The sequence below is a fragment of the Streptomyces sp. W16 genome (genome assembly GCF_033194735.1).
GTDB lineage: Bacteria > Actinomycetota > Actinomycetes > Streptomycetales > Streptomycetaceae > Streptomyces.
Map to the genome: position 1 here is coordinate 1 of NZ_JAWOAI010000100.1, position 23,234 is coordinate 23,234.

At 70.5% G+C, this 23,234-nt stretch carries 22 protein-coding genes and 1 pseudogene; 17 read left to right on the forward strand and 6 right to left on the reverse strand.

The annotated features are described in order from the left end of the window. Nucleotides 1-1,917, forward strand: a 1,917-nt coding sequence (gene malQ, locus R6V09_RS15930) for a 4-alpha-glucanotransferase (protein ID WP_317882060.1), incomplete at its 5' end; no start/stop codon positions are given. 66 nt (nt 1,918-1,983) lie between these two features. Then, nucleotides 1,984-2,241, forward strand: coding sequence for a hypothetical protein (locus tag R6V09_RS15935; RefSeq protein WP_317882061.1), 258 nt, complete (start codon nt 1,984-1,986; stop codon nt 2,239-2,241). 92 nt (nt 2,242-2,333) lie between these two features. On the opposite strand, the gene R6V09_RS15940 is transcribed toward R6V09_RS15935, so the two are convergent. Further along, nucleotides 2,334-2,969 (reverse strand): TetR/AcrR family transcriptional regulator, encoded by a 636-nt coding sequence (locus R6V09_RS15940; RefSeq protein WP_317882062.1) that lies wholly within the window; start codon nt 2,967-2,969, stop codon nt 2,334-2,336. A gap of 127 nt (nt 2,970-3,096) precedes the next feature. Here R6V09_RS15940 and R6V09_RS15945 point away from each other — a divergent pair, with 127 nt between their 5' ends. The 3 genes from R6V09_RS15945 (at nt 3,097) to R6V09_RS15955 (ending at nt 6,041) form a co-directional block, all read left to right on the forward strand. Then, nucleotides 3,097-4,575 carry an FAD-dependent monooxygenase gene (locus tag R6V09_RS15945; RefSeq protein ID WP_317882063.1) on the forward strand — a complete coding sequence of 493 codons (1,479 nt, stop codon included), beginning with the start codon at nt 3,097-3,099 and terminating at the stop codon, nt 4,573-4,575. Nucleotides 4,576-4,758: 183 nt separating this feature from the next. Beyond that, nucleotides 4,759-5,628: a radical SAM protein gene (locus R6V09_RS15950; protein WP_317882080.1), complete on the forward strand. Its 870-nt coding sequence runs from the start codon at nt 4,759-4,761 to the stop codon at nt 5,626-5,628. Further along, nucleotides 5,625-6,041 (forward strand): nucleotide triphosphate diphosphatase NUDT15, encoded by a 417-nt coding sequence (locus R6V09_RS15955; RefSeq protein ID WP_317882064.1) that lies wholly within the window; start codon nt 5,625-5,627, stop codon nt 6,039-6,041. Before R6V09_RS15950 ends, R6V09_RS15955 begins: the two co-directional genes overlap by 4 nt. A gap of 21 nt (nt 6,042-6,062) precedes the next feature. On the opposite strand, the gene R6V09_RS15960 is transcribed toward R6V09_RS15955, so the two are convergent. Further along, nucleotides 6,063-6,569: a MarR family winged helix-turn-helix transcriptional regulator gene (locus R6V09_RS15960; RefSeq protein ID WP_317882065.1), complete on the reverse strand. Its 507-nt coding sequence runs from the start codon at nt 6,567-6,569 to the stop codon at nt 6,063-6,065. Between the two features lie 122 nt (nt 6,570-6,691). On the opposite strand from R6V09_RS15960, the gene R6V09_RS15965 reads away from it, so the two are divergent. From R6V09_RS15965 to R6V09_RS15975, 3 genes are all read left to right on the forward strand, one after another. Further along, complete coding sequence (locus R6V09_RS15965; RefSeq protein ID WP_317882066.1) at nt 6,692-7,633, forward strand: EamA family transporter; 942 nt, start codon at nt 6,692-6,694, stop codon at nt 7,631-7,633. 260 nt (nt 7,634-7,893) lie between these two features. Beyond that, entirely contained in the window at nt 7,894-9,189 is a 1,296-nt protein-coding gene (locus R6V09_RS15970; RefSeq protein WP_317882067.1) for a sigma-70 family RNA polymerase sigma factor, read from the forward strand. A gap of 93 nt (nt 9,190-9,282) precedes the next feature. Continuing rightward, a complete protein-coding gene (locus R6V09_RS15975) occupies nt 9,283-10,041 on the forward strand; it encodes an SDR family NAD(P)-dependent oxidoreductase (RefSeq protein ID WP_317882081.1) in 759 nt (252 codons plus the stop codon). A gap of 76 nt (nt 10,042-10,117) precedes the next feature. On the opposite strand, the gene pepN is transcribed toward R6V09_RS15975, so the two are convergent. Next, the gene (pepN, locus tag R6V09_RS15980) at nt 10,118-12,691 is read right to left on the reverse strand and encodes an aminopeptidase N (RefSeq protein ID WP_317882068.1); all 2,574 of its coding nucleotides are present in this window, start codon (nt 12,689-12,691) and stop codon (nt 10,118-10,120) included. A 112-nt stretch (nt 12,692-12,803) separates the two neighbouring features. On the opposite strand from pepN, the gene R6V09_RS15985 reads away from it, so the two are divergent. The 3 genes from R6V09_RS15985 to R6V09_RS15995 are packed head-to-tail and all read left to right on the forward strand — an operon-like array spanning nt 12,804 to nt 13,901. After that, nucleotides 12,804-13,277 carry a DUF1203 domain-containing protein gene (locus R6V09_RS15985; protein ID WP_317882069.1) on the forward strand — a complete coding sequence of 158 codons (474 nt, stop codon included), beginning with the start codon at nt 12,804-12,806 and terminating at the stop codon, nt 13,275-13,277. A gap of 59 nt (nt 13,278-13,336) precedes the next feature. Then, complete coding sequence (locus R6V09_RS15990; protein WP_317882070.1) at nt 13,337-13,567, forward strand: ribbon-helix-helix domain-containing protein; 231 nt, start codon at nt 13,337-13,339, stop codon at nt 13,565-13,567. Further along, the gene (locus R6V09_RS15995) at nt 13,554-13,901 is read left to right on the forward strand and encodes a type II toxin-antitoxin system PemK/MazF family toxin (RefSeq protein WP_317882071.1); all 348 of its coding nucleotides are present in this window, start codon (nt 13,554-13,556) and stop codon (nt 13,899-13,901) included. Before R6V09_RS15990 ends, R6V09_RS15995 begins: the two co-directional genes overlap by 14 nt. A gap of 54 nt (nt 13,902-13,955) precedes the next feature. Here the strand turns inward: R6V09_RS15995 and R6V09_RS16000 are convergent, their stop codons facing one another. Further along, nucleotides 13,956-14,975, reverse strand: a complete 1,020-nt coding sequence (locus R6V09_RS16000) for an aspartate-semialdehyde dehydrogenase (RefSeq protein ID WP_317882072.1) — start codon at nt 14,973-14,975, stop codon at nt 13,956-13,958. 340 nt (nt 14,976-15,315) lie between these two features. Here R6V09_RS16000 and R6V09_RS16005 point away from each other — a divergent pair, with 340 nt between their 5' ends. Both R6V09_RS16005 and R6V09_RS16010 read left to right on the forward strand, forming a co-directional pair. After that, complete coding sequence (locus R6V09_RS16005; protein ID WP_317882073.1) at nt 15,316-15,837, forward strand: sigma-70 family RNA polymerase sigma factor; 522 nt, start codon at nt 15,316-15,318, stop codon at nt 15,835-15,837. A gap of 1 nt (nt 15,838) precedes the next feature. Continuing rightward, entirely contained in the window at nt 15,839-16,591 is a 753-nt protein-coding gene (locus R6V09_RS16010; protein WP_317882074.1) for a hypothetical protein, read from the forward strand. A 55-nt stretch (nt 16,592-16,646) separates the two neighbouring features. On the opposite strand, the gene R6V09_RS16015 is transcribed toward R6V09_RS16010, so the two are convergent. Beyond that, nucleotides 16,647-19,949: a S8 family serine peptidase gene (locus tag R6V09_RS16015; RefSeq protein WP_317882075.1), complete on the reverse strand. Its 3,303-nt coding sequence runs from the start codon at nt 19,947-19,949 to the stop codon at nt 16,647-16,649. A gap of 129 nt (nt 19,950-20,078) precedes the next feature. Continuing rightward, the gene (locus tag R6V09_RS16020) at nt 20,079-20,621 is read right to left on the reverse strand and encodes a CGNR zinc finger domain-containing protein (protein ID WP_317882076.1); all 543 of its coding nucleotides are present in this window, start codon (nt 20,619-20,621) and stop codon (nt 20,079-20,081) included. A 108-nt stretch (nt 20,622-20,729) separates the two neighbouring features. Between R6V09_RS16020 and R6V09_RS16025 the strand changes: the two genes are divergently transcribed. The 4 genes and pseudogenes from R6V09_RS16025 to R6V09_RS16040 all read left to right on the forward strand — a co-directional run. Next, complete coding sequence (locus R6V09_RS16025; RefSeq protein ID WP_317882077.1) at nt 20,730-21,182, forward strand: VOC family protein; 453 nt, start codon at nt 20,730-20,732, stop codon at nt 21,180-21,182. Nucleotides 21,183-21,193: 11 nt separating this feature from the next. After that, the gene (locus tag R6V09_RS16030; protein WP_317882078.1) at nt 21,194-22,084 is read left to right on the forward strand and encodes a pyridoxamine 5'-phosphate oxidase family protein; all 891 of its coding nucleotides are present in this window, start codon (nt 21,194-21,196) and stop codon (nt 22,082-22,084) included. A 129-nt stretch (nt 22,085-22,213) separates the two neighbouring features. Then, on the forward strand, nt 22,214-22,672 hold the full coding sequence (locus R6V09_RS16035) for an NUDIX hydrolase (RefSeq protein ID WP_317882079.1): 459 nt from the start codon (nt 22,214-22,216) through the stop codon (nt 22,670-22,672). Between the two features lie 252 nt (nt 22,673-22,924). Continuing rightward, nucleotides 22,925-23,234, forward strand: a pseudogene (locus tag R6V09_RS16040) (TIGR03767 family metallophosphoesterase); the annotation flags it as partial.

Sequence of the window (23,234 nt, forward strand, 5' to 3'; positions counted from 1 at the left end):
GAGCTGGCCGAACGGCTGTTGCCGCCCACCGTCGTGGGCCGGCACGGCAGCACCCCCGCCGCGCTCGACACGCTGCCCGAGGGCACCCGGCTGCACATCGAGACGGAGCAAGGCGAGTTCTGGACGAGCGTCGGACAACTCCCGCCCGGCGTCCACCACTTGACCGCCACCGCCCCGGACGGCCGCACCGCCGAGGCCCATCTCGTTATCGCCCCGGACCGGTTGCCGACGCCCGCCGGGCGGTCGTACGGACTGATGGTGCAGGTCTACTCCCTGCTCTCCCGGCACTCCTGGGGCATGGGCGACCTCGGTGACCTGAGCGAGCTGACCGCCTGGGCCGGGCGGGCGCTCGGCGCCGGATTCGTGCAGGTCAACCCGTTGCACGCGGCCGTACCCGGCGCCCCCACCGACCCGTCGCCCTACCGCCCGTCCTCGCGCCGCTTCCCCGACCCGGTGTACCTGCGGGTCGAGGACGTCCCCGAGTTCGCGTACGTCGAGGAGCGCGAGCAGGTGCGCGGACTCCTCGAACGAGCCGCGCGGCTGCGCGAATCCGTCCTGGAAAAGGGCGCGTTGATCGACCGCGACGCCGTGTGGGAGCTGAAGCGCGAGGCGCTGGAGCTGGTACGGCAGGTGCCGCTCGGGCCCGGACGACGGGCCGCCTACGTCGACTTCCTCGCCCGCGAGGGCGAGGCGCTGGAGGACCACGCCACCTGGTCTGCCCTGGCCGAGGTGCACGGCTCGGACTGGCACCGGTGGCCTACCGGTCTGCGCGACCCCCGCTCACCCGAAACCGCCCGCGCCCGCGCCGAGTTGATGGACCGCGTCGACTTCCACTCCCGCCTCGCCTGGCTCACCGACACCCAGCTCACCGCCGCCCAGCGGGCCGCACGGGAAGCGGGCATGCCGCTCGGAGTCGTGCACGATCTCGCCGTGGGGGTACATCCCGACGGCGCCGACGCCTGGGCGCAGCAGGACCACTTCGCCGCCGGCATGTCGGTCGGCGCGCCCCCCGACGCCTTCAACTCCCTCGGCCAGGACTGGGGTTTGCCCCCTTGGCGCCCCGACCGCCTCGCCGAGTCCGGCTACGCCCCCTACCGCCGCCTGCTCCGCGCGCTCTTCCGTTACGCCGGCGCCCTGCGCATCGACCACGTCATGGGCCTGTTCCGCCTGTGGTGGGTCCCCCAGGGCCGGCCGCCCACCGAGGGCACCTACGTCCGCTACGACGCCGAGGCCATGCTCGCGATCCTCGCGCTGGAGGCCTCGCGCGCCGGGTCGGTGGTGATCGGCGAGGACCTGGGGACCGTGGAGCCGGGTGTGCGCGAGGAGTTGCAGGAGCGCGGGGTGCTCGGCACGTCGGTGCTGTGGTTCGAACGGGACTGGGAGGGCGACGGCCGCCCCCTCGCGCCCGAGATGTGGCGCGCCGACTGCCTGGCCACCGCCACCACCCACGACCTGCCGCCCACCGCGGCCCGGCTCACCGGCGAACACGTCGAACTCCGGGACCGGCTGGGCCTGTTGACCAGACCGGTGGAGGAGGAGCGCGTCGAGTCCGCCACCGACGTGGGGGAGTGGCTCGCTCTGCTGGCTCGGCTCGGCCTCTACGAACCCGCCACGGGCGGCGGCCGGCCCGCGTCCGAGGAGGAGGCCGAGATCCACGCCGTCCACCGCTTCCTGCTCCGCACCCCCGCCCGCATGATCGGCGTCTGGCTCCCCGACACGATCGGCGACCGCCGCCCGCAGAACCTTCCCGGCACCTGGGACCAGTACCCGAACTGGCGCCTCCCGATCGCCGACGCGGAGGGCCGCCCCGTGACCCTGGAGGAACTCGCCGCGTCCCCGAGGCTGCACGCGCTGGTGGATGTGCTGCGGGTGGGGTTGGGGGAGGGGCCGGAAGTCAGTGAAGGAGGGGGTCCGTGACGTCCGTACGCCCCATACGGCACCCCCGGGCGCGCGGCTCGTTCGGGCGTTCGCTACTTTTGCGGTGTGGACAAGAAGAACGCCCTGCGCGCCGGTGCTCTGGTTGCCGGTACGACGCTGATGATGCTGCTCATGACGTCTCCCGCGCTCGCGCTCGCCCGCGACGACGGTGACGACCCGGGCAACGGCCTGAGCGTCGCCGAGACGCTGGGGCTCTATGTCCTGTGCCCGCTGGCCCTGTTCGCGATCATCGCGGGCCTGGTCCTGGCGCTGGACAAGTCCAAGGACCGTGCGCCGAAGGCCAAGTCCGCCACGAAGGTCTGACCTCACGTTTCACGAGGGCGTCCGCATCACCACGAGGGTGAGGCGGACGCCTTCGGCATGTTCTCTCGCCGGTTCCGCCGGTTCCGCCGGTCTCACGGGCTCGGCGCGGTCAGGTAACGCTGCACCGTGGGTCCGAGCCAGACCGTGATCTCCTCGCGGGTCAGCGCCACGGTCGGCGGGATGCGCAGCACATAGCGGGTGAGCGCGAGCCCCAGGAGCTGGGAGGCGACCAGCCCGGCCCGCGTCGGCGCCTGCTCCGGGTCGGGGCACGCCTGCCGCGCGACCGGCAGCAACTGGTCCCGGAAGATCCCCTGCATCCGCTCGGCCCCGCCCTGGTTGGTGGCGCCGACCCGCAGCATCGCCGTCAGCTCCTCGTTCTCCTCCCACATGGCGAGGAAGTGCGTCACCAGGGCGTGGCCCACCTCGTCCCGTGCCACCGAGCTCAGGTCCGGCAACCGCAGGTCGTAGGAGACGGCCGCCGCGAACAGCCCCTCCTTGTTGCCGTAGTAGCGCATCACCATCGACGGGTCGATCCGCGCGTCCTTGGCGATGGCGCGGATGGTGGCGCGTTCGTAGCCGTCGGCCGCGAAACGCTCGCGGGCGGCTTCGAGGATGGCGGCGCGGGTGGCGTCGGAGCGGCGGGGGCCGGGGCCGGAGTCGGGGCTGGGGCTCGGGCTGGGGCTCGGGATGGGGCTCGGGATGGGGCTCGGGATGGCGCTGGCGTTCATGCCAACAAGCGTAGGCCAACGTGTGTTGACAGTCCAGGGGTCTGGCCCTAGCCTCGTCAACAAGCGTTGGCCAACGGATGTTGGCAAACAGTCGTTGGCAAATAATCGTTGGCACTAGGAGGTCACCATGAACCACACCGTCATCGTCGTCGGCTCCGGCCCCACCGGTCTGCTCCTGGCCGGTGACCTCGCCACCGCCGGCATCCCGGTCACCCTGCTGGAGAAGCGTCCCGAGAAGATCAGCAACCTCTCCCGCGCCTTCGTCCTGCACGCCCGCACCCTGGAGCAGCTGGATGCCCGCGCCCTCGCCGACGAGCTCGAAGCCGTGGGCCAACCCCTCGACCGGCTCCGCCTGTTCGGCCGCCTCACCATCGACCTCACACCCCTCCCCTCCCGCTTCAACCACCTCCTCGTCCTCCCGCAGTACGAGGTCGAGAAGGCGCTGCTGCGGCGCGCGGTCGATGCCGGGGTGGACTTCCGGTACGAGACCGAGATGACCGGGCTGGCGCAGGACGCGGACGGGGTGACCGTCGAGACGCGCGGACCCGGCGGGGCGTCCGAGTCGCTGCGGGCCGCGTACGTCGTCGGCGCCGACGGAATGCGCAGCGCCGTACGGAACGCCATCGGGCTGCCCTTCCCGGGCCACTCCGTCATCCGTTCCGTAGTCCTCGCCGACGTGCTGCTCGACGAGAAGCCCGACACCCTGCTCACCGTGGCCACCGTCGGCGACGCCTTCGCCTTCATCGCGCCCTTCGGCGACGGCTACTACCGGGTCATCGGCTGGAACCGTGCCCGCGACGCCGCCGACGACGAGCCCCTCGACCTCGACGAGGTCAAGGAGATCGCCCGGCTCGCCCTCGGCCGTGACTTCGGGATGCGCGACGCCCGCTGGATGTCCCGCTTCCACAGCGACGAACGCCAGGCGCCCGCCTACCGGGTGGGCCGCGTCTTCCTGGCCGGCGACGCCGCGCACGTGCACACCCCGGCCGGCGGCCAGGGCATGAACACCGGCCTCCAGGACGCGGCCAACCTCGGCTGGAAACTGGCCGCGGTGATCGACGGCCACGCGCCCCGGACCCTCCTCGACACGTACCAGTCCGAGCGCCACCCCGTCGGCAAGGCGGTCCTGCGCAGCAGCGGCGGCATCGTCCGCCTCGCGATGGCCAAGCGCCCCTGGACCCTCGCCCTGCGCGCGGCCCTCACCACGGTCCTCGACCACGTCCCCCCGGCCCGCCGCAAGGCCCTCGGCCAACTCACCGGCATCGGCTACGCCTACCCGTCCCCCCGAGGCGCCCACCACCTGGTCGGCACCCGCGCCCCCGACATCTCCCTCGCGAACGGCACCCGCCTCTACGAGGCACTGCGCGGCGGGCGGTTCGTACTCATCACCCCGGAGGCCTACGACGGGCAGGGCGAGGGCGCGCAGAGCGAGGGCGCGAAGACCTACGAGGGGAAGGGCGCCCGCAAGGACCGGCTGGCCGTGGAGCATTGGGCGGGCGACCGTCGTACGGCGCTGCTGGTGCGGCCCGACGGATACGTGGCCTGGGCGGCGGACGCGGTGGACCCGACGGCGATCGAGCGGGCCCTGGACGAGCACGTCGGCTGACACCGGTGCCGCAGGGACGGGAGTGAACTCCCCGACTGCGGCGCCGTGTTCGGAGAGGAACGGCGACGTCGGGCACGCGGTCGGCGGTACCTCGGCCACCAGTAGGGGGACACTTTCAGCGATGGCCGCGCGGTCGCACGGCCGCGCTGTACATTCGGCCGCGTGTCTCCGCTCCCGCCTTACGTGGACTTCCGTCCGATCGGCAGTTGCAATCTGAGCTGCCCTTTCTGTTTCGGACCCCGCCACGAAACGCCCACGATGCGTCGTGAGAAGGCACTCCGGGTCGCTGCGGCGCTGCGGCAGGAAGGGGTGCGGGGAGTCGTGATCTCGGGTGGTGAGCCCACGCTCCTGCCGTATCTCGCGGAGTTGGTCGAGGAGTTGAGCCGTCCGCTGCCGGACGGTGGATCGCCTCCCAAGGTGGTGCTCAGCACCAACGGACTCGCCTCGCTCCGTGAGATGGAGCGCATCCTGCCGGGACTTTCATGGATCGCGCTGCCCCTGGAGTCGGCGGATGACGATGAGCACCGGGAACTCAGAAAAGGTGTAGCGGCGCACCGGGAAAGGGTTCTTGATCTGCTGCGGGAAGTGCGCAAGAACCATGCGCAGGTCGGTGTGAAGCTGGGAACTGTCGTCACCCGGCGCAATGTCATCGGAGCCCCGCGAGTCCTCGACCTCATCGAGGAGGACTCCTTCCTTCCCGACGTCTGGAAGACCTATCAGATGTCGGAGACCAACTACGGCGCGGACAACCGGGATTGGCTCTCCGTCACCGACGCCGAGTTCGAGGACGTGGTGCAGCGGTGCGCAACGGCCGCCGCTGCACGTGGAGTCAGCCTGCGTGTCTACCGGAACTCCATGCGGACGGGCAGTTACTTCTTCATCGACCCCGACGGTGAGGCCGTCGTCATCGACGCGGGTGAGGAACTGCGGCTCGGTGACTTCTTCGACCTGCTCCAGCACGACGAGGTCCGCCCGTTGAGTCTGATCAACCGGGCCAGGAACATCGAGAACTTCGTCGGCACCTACCCGGACCGCGCAGGAGGGCCGATATGACGGAGCTCGTACGCGTGGGGGTACAGGCCATCGTCCGCTCCGGCGACTGCGTCCTGTTGGGTCTGCGGGCCAATACCTTCGGCGCCGGTACTTGGGGTCTGCCGGGTGGGCATCTGGAGATCGGTGAGACGCTGATCGAAGCCGCCTGCCGTGAACTGGAGGAGGAGACCGGTATCCGCGCCCGTACCGCGCGCATCGTCTGCGTCACCGATCCGGATCCGGCCGCCAACCACCACATGCAGGTCGGCGTGCAGATCTCGGACTACACGGGCGAGATCCAGGTGTGCGAACCGCACCGGTGCGAGCGCTGGGAGTTCTGGCCGCTCGACGCGCTTCCGACACCGTTGTTCGTGGGTGTCGTGGAAGTACTGCGCATGGTCAAGGTCGGAGCGCTTCACTCCTCCCCCTCCTGATGCCCGCCCTGCCCGCGGGAGTCACTCCGCCGCCCCCTGGGTTCCCGCCAACAACTCCCGCAACAGGTCGGCCAGTTGCCCGGCCCGTTCCCCGTCGAAGGCGGCGGACAGAGCCTTCTGTTGAGCTGCCAACCCCGCCCCCACCGCCTCGTCGATCAGCGCCAACCCCTTCTCCGTCAGGGTCACTTGAAGCCCCCGCCGGTCGTGCGGGTCGGGGGAGCGGCGGAGCAGGCCGGCCCGTTCGAGTTTGTCGAGGCGGCCGGTCATGCCGCCCGTGGTGAGCATCAGCGTCGCCGAGAGCTGGCGCGGCGAGAGGGTGTAGGGCTCGCCGGCCCGGCGCAGGGTCGCGAGGACGTCGAACTCGCCGCGTGAGATGCCGTAGGACGCGTACGCCTTCTCCATGCTGTCGCCCATGGCCCGGGAGAGCCGGAAGATCCGCCCGAAGACCTCCATCGCGGCGGTGTCGAGGTCGGGCCGCACCGCCGCCCACTGCTCGACGATCGCGTCGACGGGGTCCTTGTCGTTCATGGGGTGAGTATCCGCCGGTCGGTAGGTCGGTCGCAAGGAAGTGGATCACGGGTAAGTAGCTTGACGCTAAGTTGCTTAGCAGTAAGCTAATTGCCATCGACCTACTTCGGAAGGCGCCTCCCATGGCCAGTCGCCCGGTCCTGACGGCCGCTCTCACCGCCCTCGCCCCCGTCTCCTGGGGCACCACCTACGCCGTCACCACCCAGTTCCTCCCGCCCGACCGCCCTCTCTTCACCGGCCTGATGCGCGCCCTCCCCGCCGGTCTCGTGCTTCTCTCGCTGGCCCGGGTGCTGCCGCGCGGGGCCTGGTGGTGGAAGGCGACGGTGCTCGGGGCGCTGAACATCGGTGCCTTCTTCCCGCTGCTGTTCCTGTCCGCGTACCGGCTCCCGGGCGGGATGGCGGCGGTCGTCGGCTCGATCGGGCCGCTGATCGTCGTAGGCCTCTCGGCGGTGCTGCTGGGGCAGCGGCCGACGGCCCGGAGCGTGGTCACCGGTGCCGTCGCGGCCTTCGGTGTCAGTCTCGTCGTACTGAAGGCGGCCGGTGCGCTCGACCCGGTCGGCGTGCTCGCGGCCCTCGCGTCCACGGCCTCCATGTCCACCGGCACCGTGCTGACCAAACGCTGGGGCCGCCCGGACGGTGTCGGCCCGCTCGCCCTCACCGGCTGGCAGCTCACCGTGGGCGGCCTGCTGATAGCCCCCGTCGCCTTCCTGGTCGAGGGGGCGCCGCCCGCGCTCGACGGGCGGGCGGTCGGCGGTTACCTGTATCTCGCGCTGGCGAACACGGCGATCGCGTACTGGCTCTGGTTCCGCGGGATCGGCCGGCTCACCGCCACCCAGGTCACTCTCCTCGGCCCGCTGTCCCCGCTGACCGCGGCGGTCGTCGGCTGGGCGGCGCTCGGGCAGGCGTTGACGCCGGTGCAACTCGCGGGGATGGGGCTGGCGTTCGGGGCGACGGTGGCGGGGCAGCTGAGGGTGCGGCCTGCGGGCGTACAAACTTTCAGTTCTACTGAAAGGAATGGTCGAAAAGATTCGATGGACGTGATGAGTCCGGAGTTGCGACGGTAGGGGTCCCGACCCCGCCGAAAGGATCACCGTTGCCCTTCGGAGCCCGACAGGCCTGGCGGCAGCGGGCGTGGTCCGACATCACCCGGGGCGCCTGCGAGGCCGCCGGGTTCAGCCCTGCCAGGGCCACTCGGCGGCCGTACGGAAGGGCGCCGAGGAGGGACCCGCCGTACGCCATGTACTCGACGCCCTGAAGGGGGTCGCCGGGCTGTCCGGGAGGTAGCGTCACGCGGGAACGCCGTGACGCAACGCCGGAGGCGCCCGTGGCCGTTGAATCCTGCCCCAGTTGTGGCAAGCCGCTCACCGCACGGGCGGGGCGGACCGGACGCCGTTCCGTGTACTGCTCCGCCGCCTGCCGGCAGAAGGCCTACCGGGAGCGGCAGGGGAGTGACGGGGTGAGTGTGCACGGCCTGATCAAGGAGATCGGGCGACAGGTGGAGGAGCTGGTGCCGCAGCCGCCTTCCGTCTTCTACTCCGGGGTGACGGAACTGTCCTCGTCCGTCGCACGGCTCCGGCGGGTGGCCCGTACGGCGCGCGATACCGCTCAGGAATCCGTCACCCATGTGACCGTTACGGAAGTCCCGCTCGACGAAGGCGACTTCGCCGCCCTCGTGGAGTCCCACCGTCGCGAGATCCAGGTCCACTGCTACCGCATGACCGGGTCCTACGACGACGCCGAGGACCTGGTGCAGGAGACCTTCCTGCGGGCCTGGCGGGCCCGGGACACCTTCCAGGGGCGGGCCGGTGCCCGTACCTGGCTGTACCGCATCGCCACCAACGCCTGCCTGGACTTCCAGCGCCGCACGGCCCGCCGCCCCAAGCGGTACGAGCCGTTGCCCGGCATGAACCACGGAGGCGGGGAGCCACCCGCCCGTATTACGTGGCTACAGCCCTACCCCGACGACGAGTTGCCCTCCACCGAGGAGCAGCCGGAGGCCGCCGCCGTCTCCCGCGAGACCCTCGAACTGGTCTTCCTGGCCGCCGTCCAGCATCTCCCGCCGCGCCAGCGCGCGGTGTTGGTGCTGCGGGACGTGCTCGGGCTGACCGCCGTCGAGACCGGCGAGGCCCTCGACATGACCGTGGCCTCGGTCAACAGCGCGCTGCAACGCGCCCGCCCCACCCTGCGCGACCGGCTCCCCGGCCGGCGTGCGGACTGGACGGCCGACGGGCCCACCGAGCACCAACGCACCCTGGTCAAGCGGTACATGGCCGCCGCCGAACGCCTCGACCTGTCCGAGGTCGCCGCCCTGCTCAGCGAGGACGTCACCCTCACCATGCCGCCGAACCCGTTCTGGTTCACCGGCCGCGACGCGCTCCTCGAATTCCTCAGCGTGAGCCTCGACGCCGACTCGCCCATGTTCCTGGGGCATTGGCGCCACCTGCCCGCCCGCGCCAACGGGCAGCTGGCGGCGGGGGGTTACGTCCGCCGGCCCGGTACGACCGTCTACCGCGCCCAGGTTCTCGACGTGCTCCGCTTCGGCGCCGACGACCGGATCGTGGAGATCACGTCCTTCGAACCGCACCTGTTCCCGGCCTTCGGACTGCCCCTGCGGCTGTGACCGATGAGCCGTGACCGATGAGTGGTGGGCTCCCTGTGCGTCTGTATGGCCGACACGAACGACACGTACATCACGACCCACAAGGAGTTCACCATGCTGCTCACCGACAAGACCGCGGTCGTCTACGGCGCCGGCGGCTCGATCGGCGGCGCGGTCGCCCGTGCCTTCGCCGCCGAGGGAGCCCGTGTCCACCTCGTGGGACGCACCCGGGAGACGCTGGAGGCCGTGGCCAGTGACATCAAGGACGCCGAGGTGGCCGTCGTCGACGCCCTCGACGAGACGGCCGTGGAGGAACACCTCGCCCGCGTCGGGGACTTGGACGTGTCCTTCAACCTCGTCTCGCGCGGTGATGTGCAGGGGCTGCCGATCACCGACATGCCCGTCGACGACTTCCTGGCGCCGGTGATCAACGGCACCCGCGCCAACTTCATCACCGCCCGCGCCGCCGCCCGCCGCATGGCCGAGCGCGGCTCCGGTGTCGTCCTCACCCTCAACAGCGGTTCCGCGCACGGCAGTCCGATGATGGGCGGCACCGGTCCCGCCGACGCGGCGACCGACAGCCTGGTGCGCAACCTGGCGATGGAACTGGGCCCGCGCGGAGTGCGTGCGGTCGGTCTGTGGGCCGCCGGTATCCCCGAGACGCTCACGATCGAGAAGCTCGGCAAGGTCAACCCCGACCTCAACGACGCGGCGATCCAGGGCATCCTGGACCACCTGTCGAGCCTGCGCATGACCCGCCGCAACCCCACCCTCGCCGAGATCACCGCGACCGCCGTGTTCCTCGCCTCGGACCACGCGGCGAGCATCACCGGCACGTTCGTCAACGTCACCGGCGGGATGTTCCCGGGCTGAGGGGACGGCAAAGGGCGCCCGGCATCACGCCGGGCGCCCCTCATGGCCGTAGAAGAAACGACCGAACCGACTGCTGCTACGAAGCTGCCGCGTCCGCCGCCTGGGCCTTCAGCGCGCGCTCCACGCCCGAGCGGGACTCCGAGACCAGGCGGCGCAGGGCCGCGTTGGGTTCGGCGGTGGTCAGCCAGGTGTCCGTGCGGTCCAGGGTGTCCTGGGAGACCTGGATCGACGGGTAGAGGCCGACCGCGATCTGCTGGGCGATCTCGTGCGAACGGGCGTCCCAGATCTCCTTGACCGCCGCGAAGTACTTCTCCGTGTACGGCGCCAGCAGTTCGCGCTGGCCGGTCTGGACGAAGCCCGAGATCACCGCTTCCTGAAGGGCGTTGGGGAGCTTGTCGGACTCGACGACCTGCGCCCAGGCCTCCGCCTTCGCCTCCTCGGTCGGGCGGGCGGCACGGGCGGTCGCCGCGTGACGCTCACCGGCGGCCGTCTTGTCCCGCTCGTACTCGCCGGCGATCTCGGTCTCGTCGAACCGGCCCACGGACGCGAGGCGTTCGACGAACGCCCAGCGCAGCTCCGTGTCGACGGCCAGGCCCTCGATCGTCTGGGTGCCCTCCAACAGGCCGTCCAGCAGGTCGAGTTGCTCCGGCGTACGGGCCGTGGACGCGAACGCCCGGGCCCACGCCAGCTGGTGGTCGCTGCCCGCCTCGGCGGAGCGCAGGTGCGCCAGCGTGGCGTCCGTCCAGCGGGTGAGCAGCGCCTCGCGGGCGGCCGGGTCGGCGTACAGCTCGATCGCCAGCTTCACCTGCCGCTGCAGCGACTGCACGACACCGATGTCGGACTCCTTGCCGATGCCCGACAGGACGAGGGAGAGGTAGTCACGGGTGGCGAGTTCGGCGTCACGGGTCATGTCCCAGGCCGAGGCCCAGCACAGGGCGCGGGGGAGTGAGGACTCGAAGTCGCCGAGGTGCTCGGTGACGAACGCGAGGGACTGCTCGTCGAGGCGGACCTTCGCGTACGACAGGTCGTCGTCGTTGAGCAGCACCACGTCCGGACGGCGCTTGCCCACCAGCTGCGGTACGGCGGTGAGTTCGCCGTCCACGTCCAGCTCGACGCGCTCGTCGCGCACCAACTTACCGGTGCCCTCGTCGAGTTCGTACAGGCCGACCGCGATGCGGTGCGGGCGGAGCGTCGGCTCGCCCTTGGCGCCTGCGGGCAGGGCCGGGGCGTGCTGGCGGATCGCGAACGCGGTGATCACGCCGTCCGCGTCCGTCTCGATCTCCGGGCGCAGGATGTTGATGCCGGCCGTCTGCAGCCACGCCTTCGACCAGGTGCTCAGGTCGCGCCCGGAGGTCTCCTCCAGCGCGCCGAGCAGGTCGGACAGGCGGGTGTTGCCGTACGCGTGACGCTTGAAGTACGCCTGCACGCCCGCGAAGAACTCGTCCATGCCGACGTACGCGACGAGCTGCTTCAGGACGCTCGCGCCCTTGGCGTACGTGATGCCGTCGAAGTTGACGAGGACGTCGTCCAGGTCGCGGATCTCGGCCATGATCGGGTGCGTGGACGGCAGTTGGTCCTGCCGGTACGCCCAGGTCTTCATCGAGTTGGCGAACGTCGTCCACGAGTGCGGCCAGCGCGAGTCCGGCGCGTACGCCTGGCAGGCGATGGAGGTGTAGGTGGCGAACGACTCGTTCAGCCACAGGTCGTTCCACCACTCCATGGTCACGAGGTCGCCGAACCACATGTGGGCCAGCTCGTGCAGGATCGTCTCCGCGCGCATCTCGTAGGCGGCGTCGGTCACCTTGGAACGGAAGACGTACTGGTCCCGGATGGTGACGGCACCGGCGTTCTCCATCGCGCCCGCGTTGAACTCCGGGACGAACAGCTGGTCGTACTTCTTGAAGGGGTACGCGTAGGCGAACTTCTCCTGGAACCAGTCGAAGCCCTGCCGCGTCACCTCGAAGATCGCGTCCGAGTCGAGGTATTCGGCGAGCGAGGGCCGGCAGTAGATGCCGAGCGGGACGGTCTGCCCGTCCTTCTCGTACACGCTGTGCACGCTGTGGTACGGCCCGACGATGAGCGCGGTGATGTACGTCGAGATGCGCGGCGTCGGCTCGAACACCCAGGTGTCGTCCCGGGGTTCGGGCGTCGGGGAGTTGGAGATGACGGTCCAGCCTGTCGGCGCCTTCACGGTGAACTGGAAGGTGGCCTTCAGGTCCGGCTGTTCGAAGCTCGCGAACACGCGGCGCGCGTCCGGGACCTCGAACTGGGTGTACAGGTACGCCTGTTGGTCGACGGGGTCGACGAAACGGTGCAGTCCCTCACCCGTGTTGGTGTACGCGCAGTCGGCGACCACGCGCAGGACGTTCGGTCCCTCCAACAGTCCGGCCAGGGCGATCCGCGAGTCCTTGAAGACCTCGTCCGGGTCGAGCGGGTCGCCGTTCAGCGTCACTTCGTGGACCGTCGGGGCCACCAGGTCGATGAAGGACTCGGCGCCGCCCTCCGTCACCTCGAAGCGCACCGTGGTCGCGGACCTGTAGGTCCCGCCCTCCTGCGCGCCGGAGAGGTCGAGATCGATCTCGTACGAGTCAACGGTGAGCAGCGTTGCCCGCTGCCGCGCCTCTTCGCGAGTCAGGTTTGTGCCAGGCACGCGGTCATCTCCTCGTTATGTGTGGGTTGCGCCATCCTTCCACGGGACCTGACCGGAACGCGATGTCCGTATCCCGCCGGTCAGCGGGGCGGACGAGCGCGAGCCTGGAGTCATGACGACGTACACGGCACGACCCATCGACCCCACGGTTCTGAAGGAGCTGCGCTCTGCTGACGATGCGGGGCGCCGAATGGTTCCCGTACTCGATGAGGAGGGAGGCGCTCCGCTCCGCTGCTGCCTGCGCCGCGGCGAGCCCGGCGAGCGGATCGCCCTCGTCTCGTACGCCCCGCTGCGGCGCTGGGCGGCGGAAACGGGGGTGGAGCCGGGGGCGTACGACGAGCAGGGGCCGGTGTTCGTCCACGCGGAGGAGTGTGCGGGGCCGACGGCAGGGGCCGGGTATCCCTTCGCGGACGCCCACCGCACGGTCCGGCGCTATTCGGCCGAGGGGCACATCCTGGGCGGGCGGCTCGTCGAGACGCCCGACGACGAGACCTTCCGTGACGCGTTCGACGACCCGTCCGTGGCACTGGTCCACGTCCGGGCCGTCGAGTACGGCTGTTTCCTCTACGAGGTACGGCGGGGTTAGCTCCCGAACGGTAGGGCGACCAGTAGGCAAGGTGGTCATACCTCGGGTATCGTGGGGGTATGAAGATTAGTGTGAGCCTGCCGGAGGATGATGTCGCGTTCGTTGACGAGTACGCAGCCAGGAAGGCGGCTGACTCCCGGTCCGCCGTGATACACGCCGCCATCGAGCTGCTGCGGCAGTCACAACTGGAGCAGGAGTACACGGAGGCGTTCGCGGAGTGGGACGGCAGCGAGGACGCCGCGTTCTGGGACCAGTTCTCGGCGGACGGGTTGACCGATGAAGCGCGGTGACATCTACCTGGTCGACTACGAGCCCGCACGCGGGAGCGAGGCCAACAAGGCGCGTCCCGCCGTGATTGTGTCCAACGACGGCGCCAACGCCTCGGTGGAGCGGACGGGACGGGGTGTCGTGACGCTGGTGCCGCTTACCTCGAACACGTCTCGGGTGTACCCGTTCCAGGTGCTGCTGCCCGCGGAGGAGTGCGGGCTGCCCAAGGACTCCAAGGTCCAGTGCGAGCAGATCCGGGCGCTCGCGCCGGAGCGGCTGCTGCGCTCGATCGGCTCGGTTCCGCGGCAGCGCATGGCCGAGATCGACATCGCGCTGCGGCGACACCTGGCGCTCTGACACACACGAAGGGGCGCCCACCGTCAATCGGTGGGCGCCCCTTCGTCGTACCGCCTACTTGGTGTTCAGCTCCGCCGCCACCAGCTCCGCGATCTGTACCGCGTTCAGCGCGGCGCCCTTGCGGAGGTTGTCGTTGGAGATGAACAGGGCGAGGCCGTGCTCGACCGTCTCGTCGGCGCGGATGCGGCCGACGTAGGACGGGTCCTGGCCGGCCGCCTGGAGAGGCGTCGGGATGTCGGTCAGGGCGACACCCGGCGCGCCGCCCAGCAGCTCCGTCGCGCGCTCGACCGTGAGGGGGCGGGCGAAACGGGCGTTGACCTGGAGGGAGTGGCCCGAGAAGACCGGGACGCGGACGCAGGTGCCGGAGACCTTCAGTTCCGGGATCTCCAGGATCTTGCGGGACTCGTTGCGGAGCTTCTGCTCCTCGTCGGTCTCGTTCAGACCGTCGTCGACGATCGAGCCCGCGAGGGGGAGCACGTTGAAGGCGATGGGGCGCTTGTAGACCTGCGGCTCGGGGAAGTCGACCGCGCTGCCGTCGTGCGTGAGCTTGTCGGCGTCGGCGACGACCTTCTGCGCCTGACCGTGCAGTTCGGCCACGCCGGCCAGACCGGAGCCGGACACCGCCTGGTAGGTCGCGACGACCAGCGCCTCAAGCCCCGCCTCGGCGTGCAGCGGCTTCAGGACCGGCATCGCGGCCATCGTCGTGCAGTTCGGGTTGGCGATGATGCCCTTGGGGCGGTCCGCGATCGCGTGCGGGTTCACCTCGGAGACCACGAGGGGTACGTCGGGGTCCTTGCGCCAGGCCGAGGAGTTGTCGATCACGACGGCGCCCTGCGCGGCGACCTTCTCGGCCAGCGCCTTGGAGGTCGAGCCGCCCGCGGAGAAGATGACGATGTCGAGGCCGGTGTAGTCGGCGCTCGCCGCGTCCTCGACCGTCACACCGTCCAGGACCGTCCCCGCCGAGCGGGCGGAGGCGAACAGACGCAGCTCGTCGACCGGGAAGTCCCGCTCCACGAGAATCCTGCGCACGACCGTGCCGACCTGACCGGTGGCTCCGACGATTCCGACCTTCACGGCGACTCCCTTTGCGTGCGTTTTACGTGGTCCGGCGCTTCCATGATGCGTCCGACCCGTGCCCGTGTGTCCAATCCTTTCGCCGCGCCGCCCGAGGAGTGGGACGCCGGGACCGGCCGTCGCCGCCCCGATCGTCCCGCGACGGCCACCCGCCCCCAGAAGAAATCCGCCCGCCGCCCGCCCCCGACCGCAAGCCGTACTGCGCGACGCGGTCCGCGGCCCGCGGCGGTGTGATCTACGACTCCGGCCGCCGGCCCGTTCCGGAAAACTTCTCCGGAGCCGGCCGAACGTTTCCGTGCGCTCCCGCGTCGTAGAGGAAACGCGGGAAGGGGGGTGGCTTGTGCTGCGCAGAAAGGCCCGCCGGGTCCGGGAGGGTGATGATCCTCTGGACGCGGCCCAGGAGCGGCGGGTGCGGGCGGTGCTCGCGCTCGGCGGGGTGCCGCAGACGGATCTGCCGGACGGCGTCCAGCAGGTACGGCTCCGGTTGCTGGAGCGGGCGGCGAAGGGCGACGAGGCACCGCGCGACGTCTCGGCGTGGGCGGCGGTCGTCGCCTCGAACTTCGCCATGGACTGGCACCGTGCCAAGCGCCGCCAGGAGCGGGTGGGGGAGCGGCTGGCCTCCCTGCGCCAGCTGGAGCATCCCTCCGGCGAGGACACGAGTGTCCTGTCCATGGCGGTGGCCCAGGGCCTGGACGAGCTGCCCGACCAGCAGCGCCAGGTCCTCGTCCTCCGCTTCTTCGCCGATCTGCCGGTGCGTTCCATAGCGCACGAGCTGGGCATCCCGGAGGGCACGGTCAAGAGCAGGCTGCACACGGCGGTCCGCGCGCTGCGCGACCGGCTGCACGAGGACGAGGTGGTGTGACGTGGCCACGCAGAACGAGGAATACGACGGCGTGGACGCGCTGATGGCCGCGATCACGGGCGAGCCGGTGCCTCAGGCGGCCCGCGCGGACGCCGCCTACATGGCCGAGCACCGGGCCGCCACGGCCCATGTCGCGCTGTTGCGGGAGCAGTTGGGGATCATCGGGGAGGCGCTCTCCGAACCGCCGCCGCGACCGGAACCCGCGCCCGTGCGTGCACCGCGTCCTGCCCGGCGGCGCCGTCCCGCCCTGCGCGCCCTCGCGTTCGGCACGCTCGCGATCGCGGTGGTGGCGGGGATGATCACCGGGCTCTCCTGGCTGGTCGCGCACAACGGGGGCGTGAACGACGCGTCGAGCAGCAGCGCGGACTCGAAGGCGGCGGACGGTGCCGGCGAGGGCTCCAAGTCCCCGGGCCCGCTGTCCGACCCGGAGCTGTACGTGGCCTGCTCCAGCCTTCTCGTCGAGGGGACCGTGACGGGCGTGCAGCCGAGCTCCGACCCGCGGAAACGGATCACGCTCGCCGTCACCCGCTCCTACCGGCCCGCGCACGGCCCGGCCGACGTCACGGTCGTCCTGGCCGCCGGGGCGACTCCGGCGCCGCGCCAGGGGCAGCATGTGCTGGTCGGAGTCCCGAAGGGCGCGCACACCGCGACCCTCTGGGCCGTCGGCGACGACGCCGTCGCCGCGGACCGTGCCGCGATCGTCGGGGCACTCACCGGCGCCGGTACGGGCTCGGGTTCCTGCCCGACCGGCTGACAGCGAGAAGGGCGGGCGCCCGCACGGACGCCCGCCCCGTCTGTCGTACGTCGTGCTACGACGTGACCTTCTCGATCTTCACGCTGCCCAGGCCCGCGACCGTGCCGTGGGCGTTGACGAGCTGTACCTGGCCGAAGAACTCACGGCCCGCCGGAGCCGCCGCCAGGGCGGTGACGCTGCCGGAGACGGTCGCCGAGGCGCCGGTGGCGAGCTTGACCGGCGTCGAGTCGTCGACGGTGACCGTGCCGAGCGCGGCCGAGTAGAACACGTCCAGGTAGTCGTACGCGGTCGAGCCGGAAGGCACCGAGTAGCCCGCGACCTCGACGGTGTAGGTACCGGCCGCCGGGTTGGCGACCGAGACCGCCTCCTCCGAGTCGCCGTCGGCGGACTGGCCGACGACCGTCCCGGCGGCGTTCCGCACCGTCAGGTCCAGGTCCGCCGCCGTGTCCGAGACGTTGCCGATGGACACGTCCAGGGAGGTGGCGCCGGCGGGCACGTCGACCGTGGTGGTCTGGGTGACGCCCTCGGTGATGGTGGGCCGCGCGGTCAGCGAGGAGCCGAGCGGGCCGCCCTTCAACGCACCTGTGAGGGCTGCGTAGTTGTTGGTCACCTTCCACGAAGCGGTGGCCGGGACGCCGACCTTGGCCTCGGGCACGGTCACGGTCTCCGGGTCGAAGGCCGCGCCGAGGACGGTGGCGTCCAGCTTGTACGGGTTGTCGAGCAGCGGCGAGGTGCGGCGCGCCTCGACCTCGATCTCCCAGACACCGGCCTGCGGGTCGGCGTACGACCGCACGTCGGGCTTGCAGCCGTTGCCGTCGAGGTAGTTGTTGTAGCAGTACGGGGTGCCGGTGTCCTCGACCGGAACGCCGTACGGGTGGATGGAGATGAACCGCGTCTGGCTCTTGTCCTTCAGCCCGCTGATCGCGACCTCGAAGGCCTTGGCGCCCTCGGGGACGGTCACGAAGTACGACTGTGTGCTGTCGCGCTGCACCGAACTCGCCTTGGAGTAGGTGTAGTTGACGGGAGTCGAGACCACGACCGTGGTGAGGATCTGCTTGTCGAGGCCCTCGGTCTTCGGGTCGTCGACCTCAAGGATCGCGCTCTTGATGCCCGAACTCTTCGGTGCCGCCTGCACCTTGACGGTCACCGGCTGGTTCAGCGGGAGCTTTACCTCGTCCGAGCCGACGATCCGGAAGGTGCCGCCGGCGTTGTTCGCGATGCTCAGTTCGTGCCGAACGGCCTTGTCCGCACCGGTGGTTCGCGTGATGACGACGTCGTACGTCTTCTTCGCGCCGGCCTTGAGGCCGCCCTCGCGGTCGTACAGTCCCGTGCCGAAGCCGGGGGTCTTCAGCGCGAAGTCGATCGCGGTGTCGACGGGGGCCTTCACGGTGTACTCGTGGGCGTCGGCGCCGTCCTTGATGGACTTCCACGCGTCCACGATGTCGATGAGGCCCGCGCCCTCCTCGTACGCCTGAACACCCGTGATGTGATCGGCCGTTGAGGTCAGCGCCGTGCGCAGGGTCGCCGGGGTGAGGGCGATGCCCTTCTGCTTGGCGGCGCTCAGCAGCAGTGCCGAGGCGCCCGCGGCCTGCGGGGAGGCCATCGAGGTGCCCTGGAGCATCGAGTAGCCGGCCGGCAGGGTGTAGCCCGCCTCGGCGACCGGGGAGCCCGGCAGCCAGGTCTGGGTGGAGTTGATCGAGGCGCCGGGCGCGACGAGCGTCGGCGTGAAGCCGCCGTCCTCACGCGGGCCGCGCGAGGAGAACGGCAGCAGCTGGTACGACCTCGTCACCTGCGAGCCGTAGTTGGCGGCCCAGGTCTCCTTGGAGATGGCGGCGCCGACCGAGATCACCTTGTCGGCCAGGCCGGGGTCGCCGATCGTGTTGGCGCCCGGACCGGAGTTGCCGGCCGAGATCACGAGCTGCACACCGTAGGTGTCGATGAGGCGGGTGTACAGCTCGGCGCGCGCGTTGTTGCCGTCGTTCAGCGCGGGCAGGCCGCCGATCGACATGTTGACGATGTCGACACCGCGGTTGGCGACGAGGTCGATCATGCCCTCGGTGAGCGCCACGTTGGTGCAGCCGCCGGTCCAGGTGCAGGCGCGCGACGACACGATCTTCGCGCCCGGGGCGGCGCCGTTCATCTTGCCGCCGAACAGGCCGTTGGCCGCGGTGATACCGGCGACGTGGGTGCCGTGCTCGGACTCGATGACGCCGATGTTGACGTAGTCGGCCTTCGCGCCGGACGCGTTGTAGACGACGTCCTTGCGGATTTCGACGACGAACGGGACGCGCTCGACGACGTCGGTCGACGGGTCGTCCGTCCCGAAGTAGCCGATCTGGTAGCCGTCCTTGTACGGCTTCATCGGGGTGTCGTCGGTGAAGTCGAGGTTGTCGTTCAGGTCGACGCGTACGGTGCCGGCGGCCGGGTCGTACAGCACGCCCCAGGCGTCGGTGGTGTCACCGTCCCGGTTGAGGTCGCCCTTCTCGTCGCCGCCGGCGGTGGCGGACTCGTACATGTAGCTGAACTTGTAGTCGCCCGCGGGTGCCTTGAACGCCTCGGTGCCCTGGGTCGTCGTGGTGATGGAGAAGGACGGGCCGGAGACCGCGGTGGTCATCCGACGCCAGGTGCCGTCGCTGTCGTTGACCGGGTCGGTGGAGGTGACCCAGTCCACGATCTTGCGTTCGCCGGTGGTGGTCTTCTGCAGCGCCGGGTGGCCGAGGTCGACGCCGGAGTCGAGGATGCCGATGGTGATGCCGCGGCCGTCCGCCTTCGGGTTCTTCTTCACGAAGTCGACGGCGCCCGTCTCGAAGGACGGGTTGTACGGGTTCTCGGCGGGGGTGCTCTTGCTCGGCCCCGAGTAAGTGGCCTTCGTGGTCGCCTTGTTGGCGCTCTTGGCACTGGTCGCGGTGTCCGCGCTCGGCGTCGGATCGTCGAGCGCGATCTCCTGGCGCAGGTCGATGGCGTGCACCGAGGAAAGCTTCGCGGCGGCGGCGATCGCAGCGTCCGCCTTGCCGGTGGGGACGGTGGCGCGGACGTAGCCGAGCTTGTCGTAGGTGCGGCCCACCAGGCCGCCCTTGACCGCGTCCAGCTCGCCGGCGACCTGCTCGGTCTGGCCCGGGGCGGTGGCGATCATCATCGTGACGTTCTTGTCGCCGTCGGCCTTGGCCGTGGCGAGCAGATCGGCGTCGTCCGAACCGAGCTTGGCGGCGGCGGACTTGACGGTTCCGTCCGTGGGCGCCGTACCGGACGGCGCGTCGGCGGAGAAGGCCAGGGGTATCGGCCCGGCCGCGGAGAGCGCGGCGACGAGACCGGCGGCCACGGATATTCGGGCCACGCGTCTCTTGGGGGTGAGGGTCATCGGCATCCCTTGTAGGTGAAGAATCCAGTGCCGGACGAGCGCACAGCTTTACCCAAGGGACGGTTGTTTGGGAAGTGTTGACCGAATCGATATGGATGTATGGGGAAAACCCCCTATCCGGCCGGGGGTTCAGGCTTCCTTGACGCGCGTGTAGTGGCGGGACGCCTTCGCGCGGTTGCCGCAGGCCGCCATCGAGCACCAGCGGCGGGTGCCGTTCCGCGACGTGTCGAAGAAGTGCAGGATGCACGCCTCGTGGGCGCAGCGGCGGATGCGGTCGGGGGCGGCGCCGAGCAGCTCCAGGTAGTTGCGGGCGGCGAGCCAGCCGGGACCCCACCGGGGGTCGTCGAACTCGGGGATCTCGCCGGGGCCTTCGGCGGTGAGCGTGGCCCGGATCCGTCCCTGGTCGAGTACGAGGTCGAGGTCCTCCGCGCCTTGCGCGAGTGAACCGTCCACCACCGCACGGAGCGCGTCGCGCGCGATTTTGGTGTGCAGCAGGGTGATCGGATTCGCCTCGAACCGCTCGTCGAGCCCGTTCGAGCCGAGCCATACGGCGAGCCCGCGGGGGCTGGAGAGCAGATCCTGTACGGCCCCGTCCCGCATCCACTGCGTGTTGAGCAGGTCGAGCGCGAGCGGTTCGCCGACGAGCGGGCGGGGGTCGGGGGTCGTGGTCACGGAGGTGTCCCTTCTGATCTAACCGGTCAAGAGTACGTGACCGGTTGACCCTCTCGATTCTAACCACTAACGTCATCTACGACGGTTAGATCAGAGGAGGGCTTTTTCATGACCCTGCACACCGGCCACGTCGGCCTGAACGTCACCGACCTCGACCGCTCGCTCGCCTTCTACCGGGACGTCCTCGGCTTCGAGGTACTCGCCGAGGGCAAGGAGGAGAACGACCACCGCCGGTACGCGTTCCTCGGCGACGGCGGCGACCGCCCCGTACTCACCCTCTGGCAGCAGGCCCAGGGGCCGTACGGCGGCGACCGCGCCGGTCTGCACCACCTGGCGTTCGCCGCCGACTCGATGGAGCAGGTCGGGCGGTACGAGGAGGCACTCAAGGCCTACGGCGCCGACTTCGCGTACGAAGGCGTGGTCGCCCATCGCGAGGGCGCGGCCTCGGGCGGCATCTTCTTCCACGACCCGGACGGCACCCGCCTGGAGATCTCGGTGCCGAGCGGTGCCGAGCACGCCCCGGCCCCGCACGCCGAAGCTCCGACCTGCGGCTTCTTCTAGCAGTGCATGCCATGGAGACCTATCACGCGGGATCCCGTGCCGTGCAGGACCGGGCCGGGGTACGTGACATCGCCGACCACGTCGGCCAGATCATCGGCCAGGGCATCAAACCCGTGGCCGCCGCCTTCCTGGAACTCCAGCCCCTCCTGATCGTGGGCGCCGCCGACCCGGCGACGGACCGGGTCTGGGCGTCCCCGCTCACCGGCCCACCCGGTTTCGTACGGGCGACGGGCCCCCACCGGATCTCGGTCACCGGCGGCACCCGCCCGGCCGACCCCCTGACCCCCGCCCTGGCCGGCGCACGGGACCTGCCGGTCGGCACGATCGCCCTCGACCCCCGCACCCGCCGCCGTATGCGCGTCGACGGCCGACTCCGGTCCACCGCACGGGGGTTCGCGATCGAGGCGGAGCGGGTGTTCTCCAACTGCCCCAAGTACATCCAGCGGAGAGAGTCGTACGAGACGGTCGCGGGCCGCGAGCCCGCAGCCACCCGGCGCGGCGGTGAACTGACCACCGCCCAGGCCGAGTTCATCGCGGCGGCCGACACCTTCTTCCTCGCCACCGTCCACGAACACGGCGCCGACGCCAGCCACCGGGGCGGCAACCCCGGCTTCGTACACGCGATTTCACCCCGCGAGCTGACCTGGCCGGACTACTCGGGCAACGCCATGTTCCTGAGCCTGGGCAACCTGCTCGCCGACCCGCGCGCAGGACTCCTCTTCCTCGACTGGAACACGGGCACAACCCTCCAACTCACCGGCGAGGCAAGGACGGAGTTCGGGCAGGACGGCGAACGCAGGGTGCGTTTCACCCTCACCGAGGCCATCGAGACCCCCGCCGCGATCCCTTTGCGCTGGTCCGCCCCGGAATACTCACCTGCCAATCCGACACCGGCGCGTTGAGCGCCCCCTCAGGGGCGCGGGGCTGAATCGATATGCGGCTCCGCCGCGTGGGCGCGACCAGCCACGACGGCGCGGCACCCGAAGAAATCCACATTGCGCCACTCCCAACGAAGCGCCTAGCTTCTCCGAGTGCGCAAGAAGCTGAGAGTCGCCGCCTACGCCGTCTGCGTCCGGGACGGACAGCTCCTGCTCGCCCGGTCACCCGCCGCGGGCGGCGGGTACGAGTGGGTACTGCCCGGCGGCGGCATGGACCACGGTGAGCACCCGAACGACACGGTCGTCAGGGAACTGGAGGAGGAGACCGGCTACCACATCGAGGTCACCGGATTCCTCGGCATGGACTCGATCCACCACGTCATTCCGTGGCGCCACCGACGCAAGGTGGACCACCAGGGCCTCCGGCTCGTGTACGAGGGCCGGATCGTCGGCGGCGAGCTGCGCAACGAGATCGGCGGCTCCACCGACATGGCCGCCTGGCATCCGCTGGACGACGTACCCGGGCTCACCCGGGTCGGGTTGATCGACGTGGCGCTGCGGCTGTGGCGGGAGCGGCCGGCCGTAGGACGGGCCGAACGCGTCCCGGAATAGCTTCAGTACCCCGGCAGATGAACGCGGAGTAGCCGCCTCCCGGCGGCTCGACGAGCGTTCACGAACGCACAGGGGGCGCCAAGATCCACGTACGGTGATCGGCGCTACACGTTGCCGTCTCGTTTACGCGCAGGTCATCCCCGATGCCAAGCATCCAGTACGAGCGGGAAGTTCGCGACCGCGATCGAAAACCGATCGCCGCGGACACCCGCGACCACTGCCGACGCAGTTCGTACTCGGGGAGATCGCGCCATGTCGCGCACACGCTCTGTCGCCAGCTCCGCGCTGGGGGTCAACCGCCGTACCGTCCTCGCCGCCACCGCGGCCGTGTCCGTCTCCGCGGGCGTGGGTTACGCCCTACGGCCCACCGACAGCCTGGCCGCCACGGGCGACGCCACGAACGACACCAACGCCGCCGCCCAGGCACCCGTGGCGGAGTCCCGCAAGGCACCGGCCGCACCCCTGGCCCCGTACACCAAGGGCACCACCCTCGCCACCGTCGCCGCCCCGCGCACCCACTCCGGCTACCGCCGACTCGGCGACGGCGCCGGCTGGAAGCGCA

Excerpts from the sequence above, each read along its gene's own strand:
- R6V09_RS15940 (WP_317882062.1), bottom strand. The coding sequence starts at position 2,969 with ATGAACGCCAGCGCCATCCCGAGCCCCATCCCGAGCCCCATCCCGAGC.
- R6V09_RS15945 (WP_317882063.1), top strand. The coding sequence starts at position 3,097 with ATGAACCACACCGTCATCGTCGTCGGCTCCGGCCCCACCGGTCTGCTC.
- R6V09_RS15955 (WP_317882064.1), top strand. The coding sequence starts at position 5,625 with ATGACGGAGCTCGTACGCGTGGGGGTACAGGCCATCGTCCGCTCCGGC.
- R6V09_RS15960 (WP_317882065.1), bottom strand. The coding sequence starts at position 6,569 with ATGAACGACAAGGACCCCGTCGACGCGATCGTCGAGCAGTGGGCGGCG.
- R6V09_RS15965 (WP_317882066.1), top strand. The coding sequence starts at position 6,692 with ATGGCCAGTCGCCCGGTCCTGACGGCCGCTCTCACCGCCCTCGCCCCC.
- R6V09_RS15975 (WP_317882081.1), top strand. The coding sequence starts at position 9,283 with ATGCTGCTCACCGACAAGACCGCGGTCGTCTACGGCGCCGGCGGCTCG.
- R6V09_RS15985 (WP_317882069.1), top strand. The coding sequence starts at position 12,804 with ATGACGACGTACACGGCACGACCCATCGACCCCACGGTTCTGAAGGAG.
- R6V09_RS15990 (WP_317882070.1), top strand. The coding sequence starts at position 13,337 with ATGAAGATTAGTGTGAGCCTGCCGGAGGATGATGTCGCGTTCGTTGAC.
- R6V09_RS15995 (WP_317882071.1), top strand. The coding sequence starts at position 13,554 with ATGAAGCGCGGTGACATCTACCTGGTCGACTACGAGCCCGCACGCGGG.
- R6V09_RS16015 (WP_317882075.1), bottom strand. The coding sequence starts at position 19,949 with ATGACCCTCACCCCCAAGAGACGCGTGGCCCGAATATCCGTGGCCGCC.
- R6V09_RS16025 (WP_317882077.1), top strand. The coding sequence starts at position 20,730 with ATGACCCTGCACACCGGCCACGTCGGCCTGAACGTCACCGACCTCGAC.
- R6V09_RS16030 (WP_317882078.1), top strand. The coding sequence starts at position 21,194 with ATGGAGACCTATCACGCGGGATCCCGTGCCGTGCAGGACCGGGCCGGG.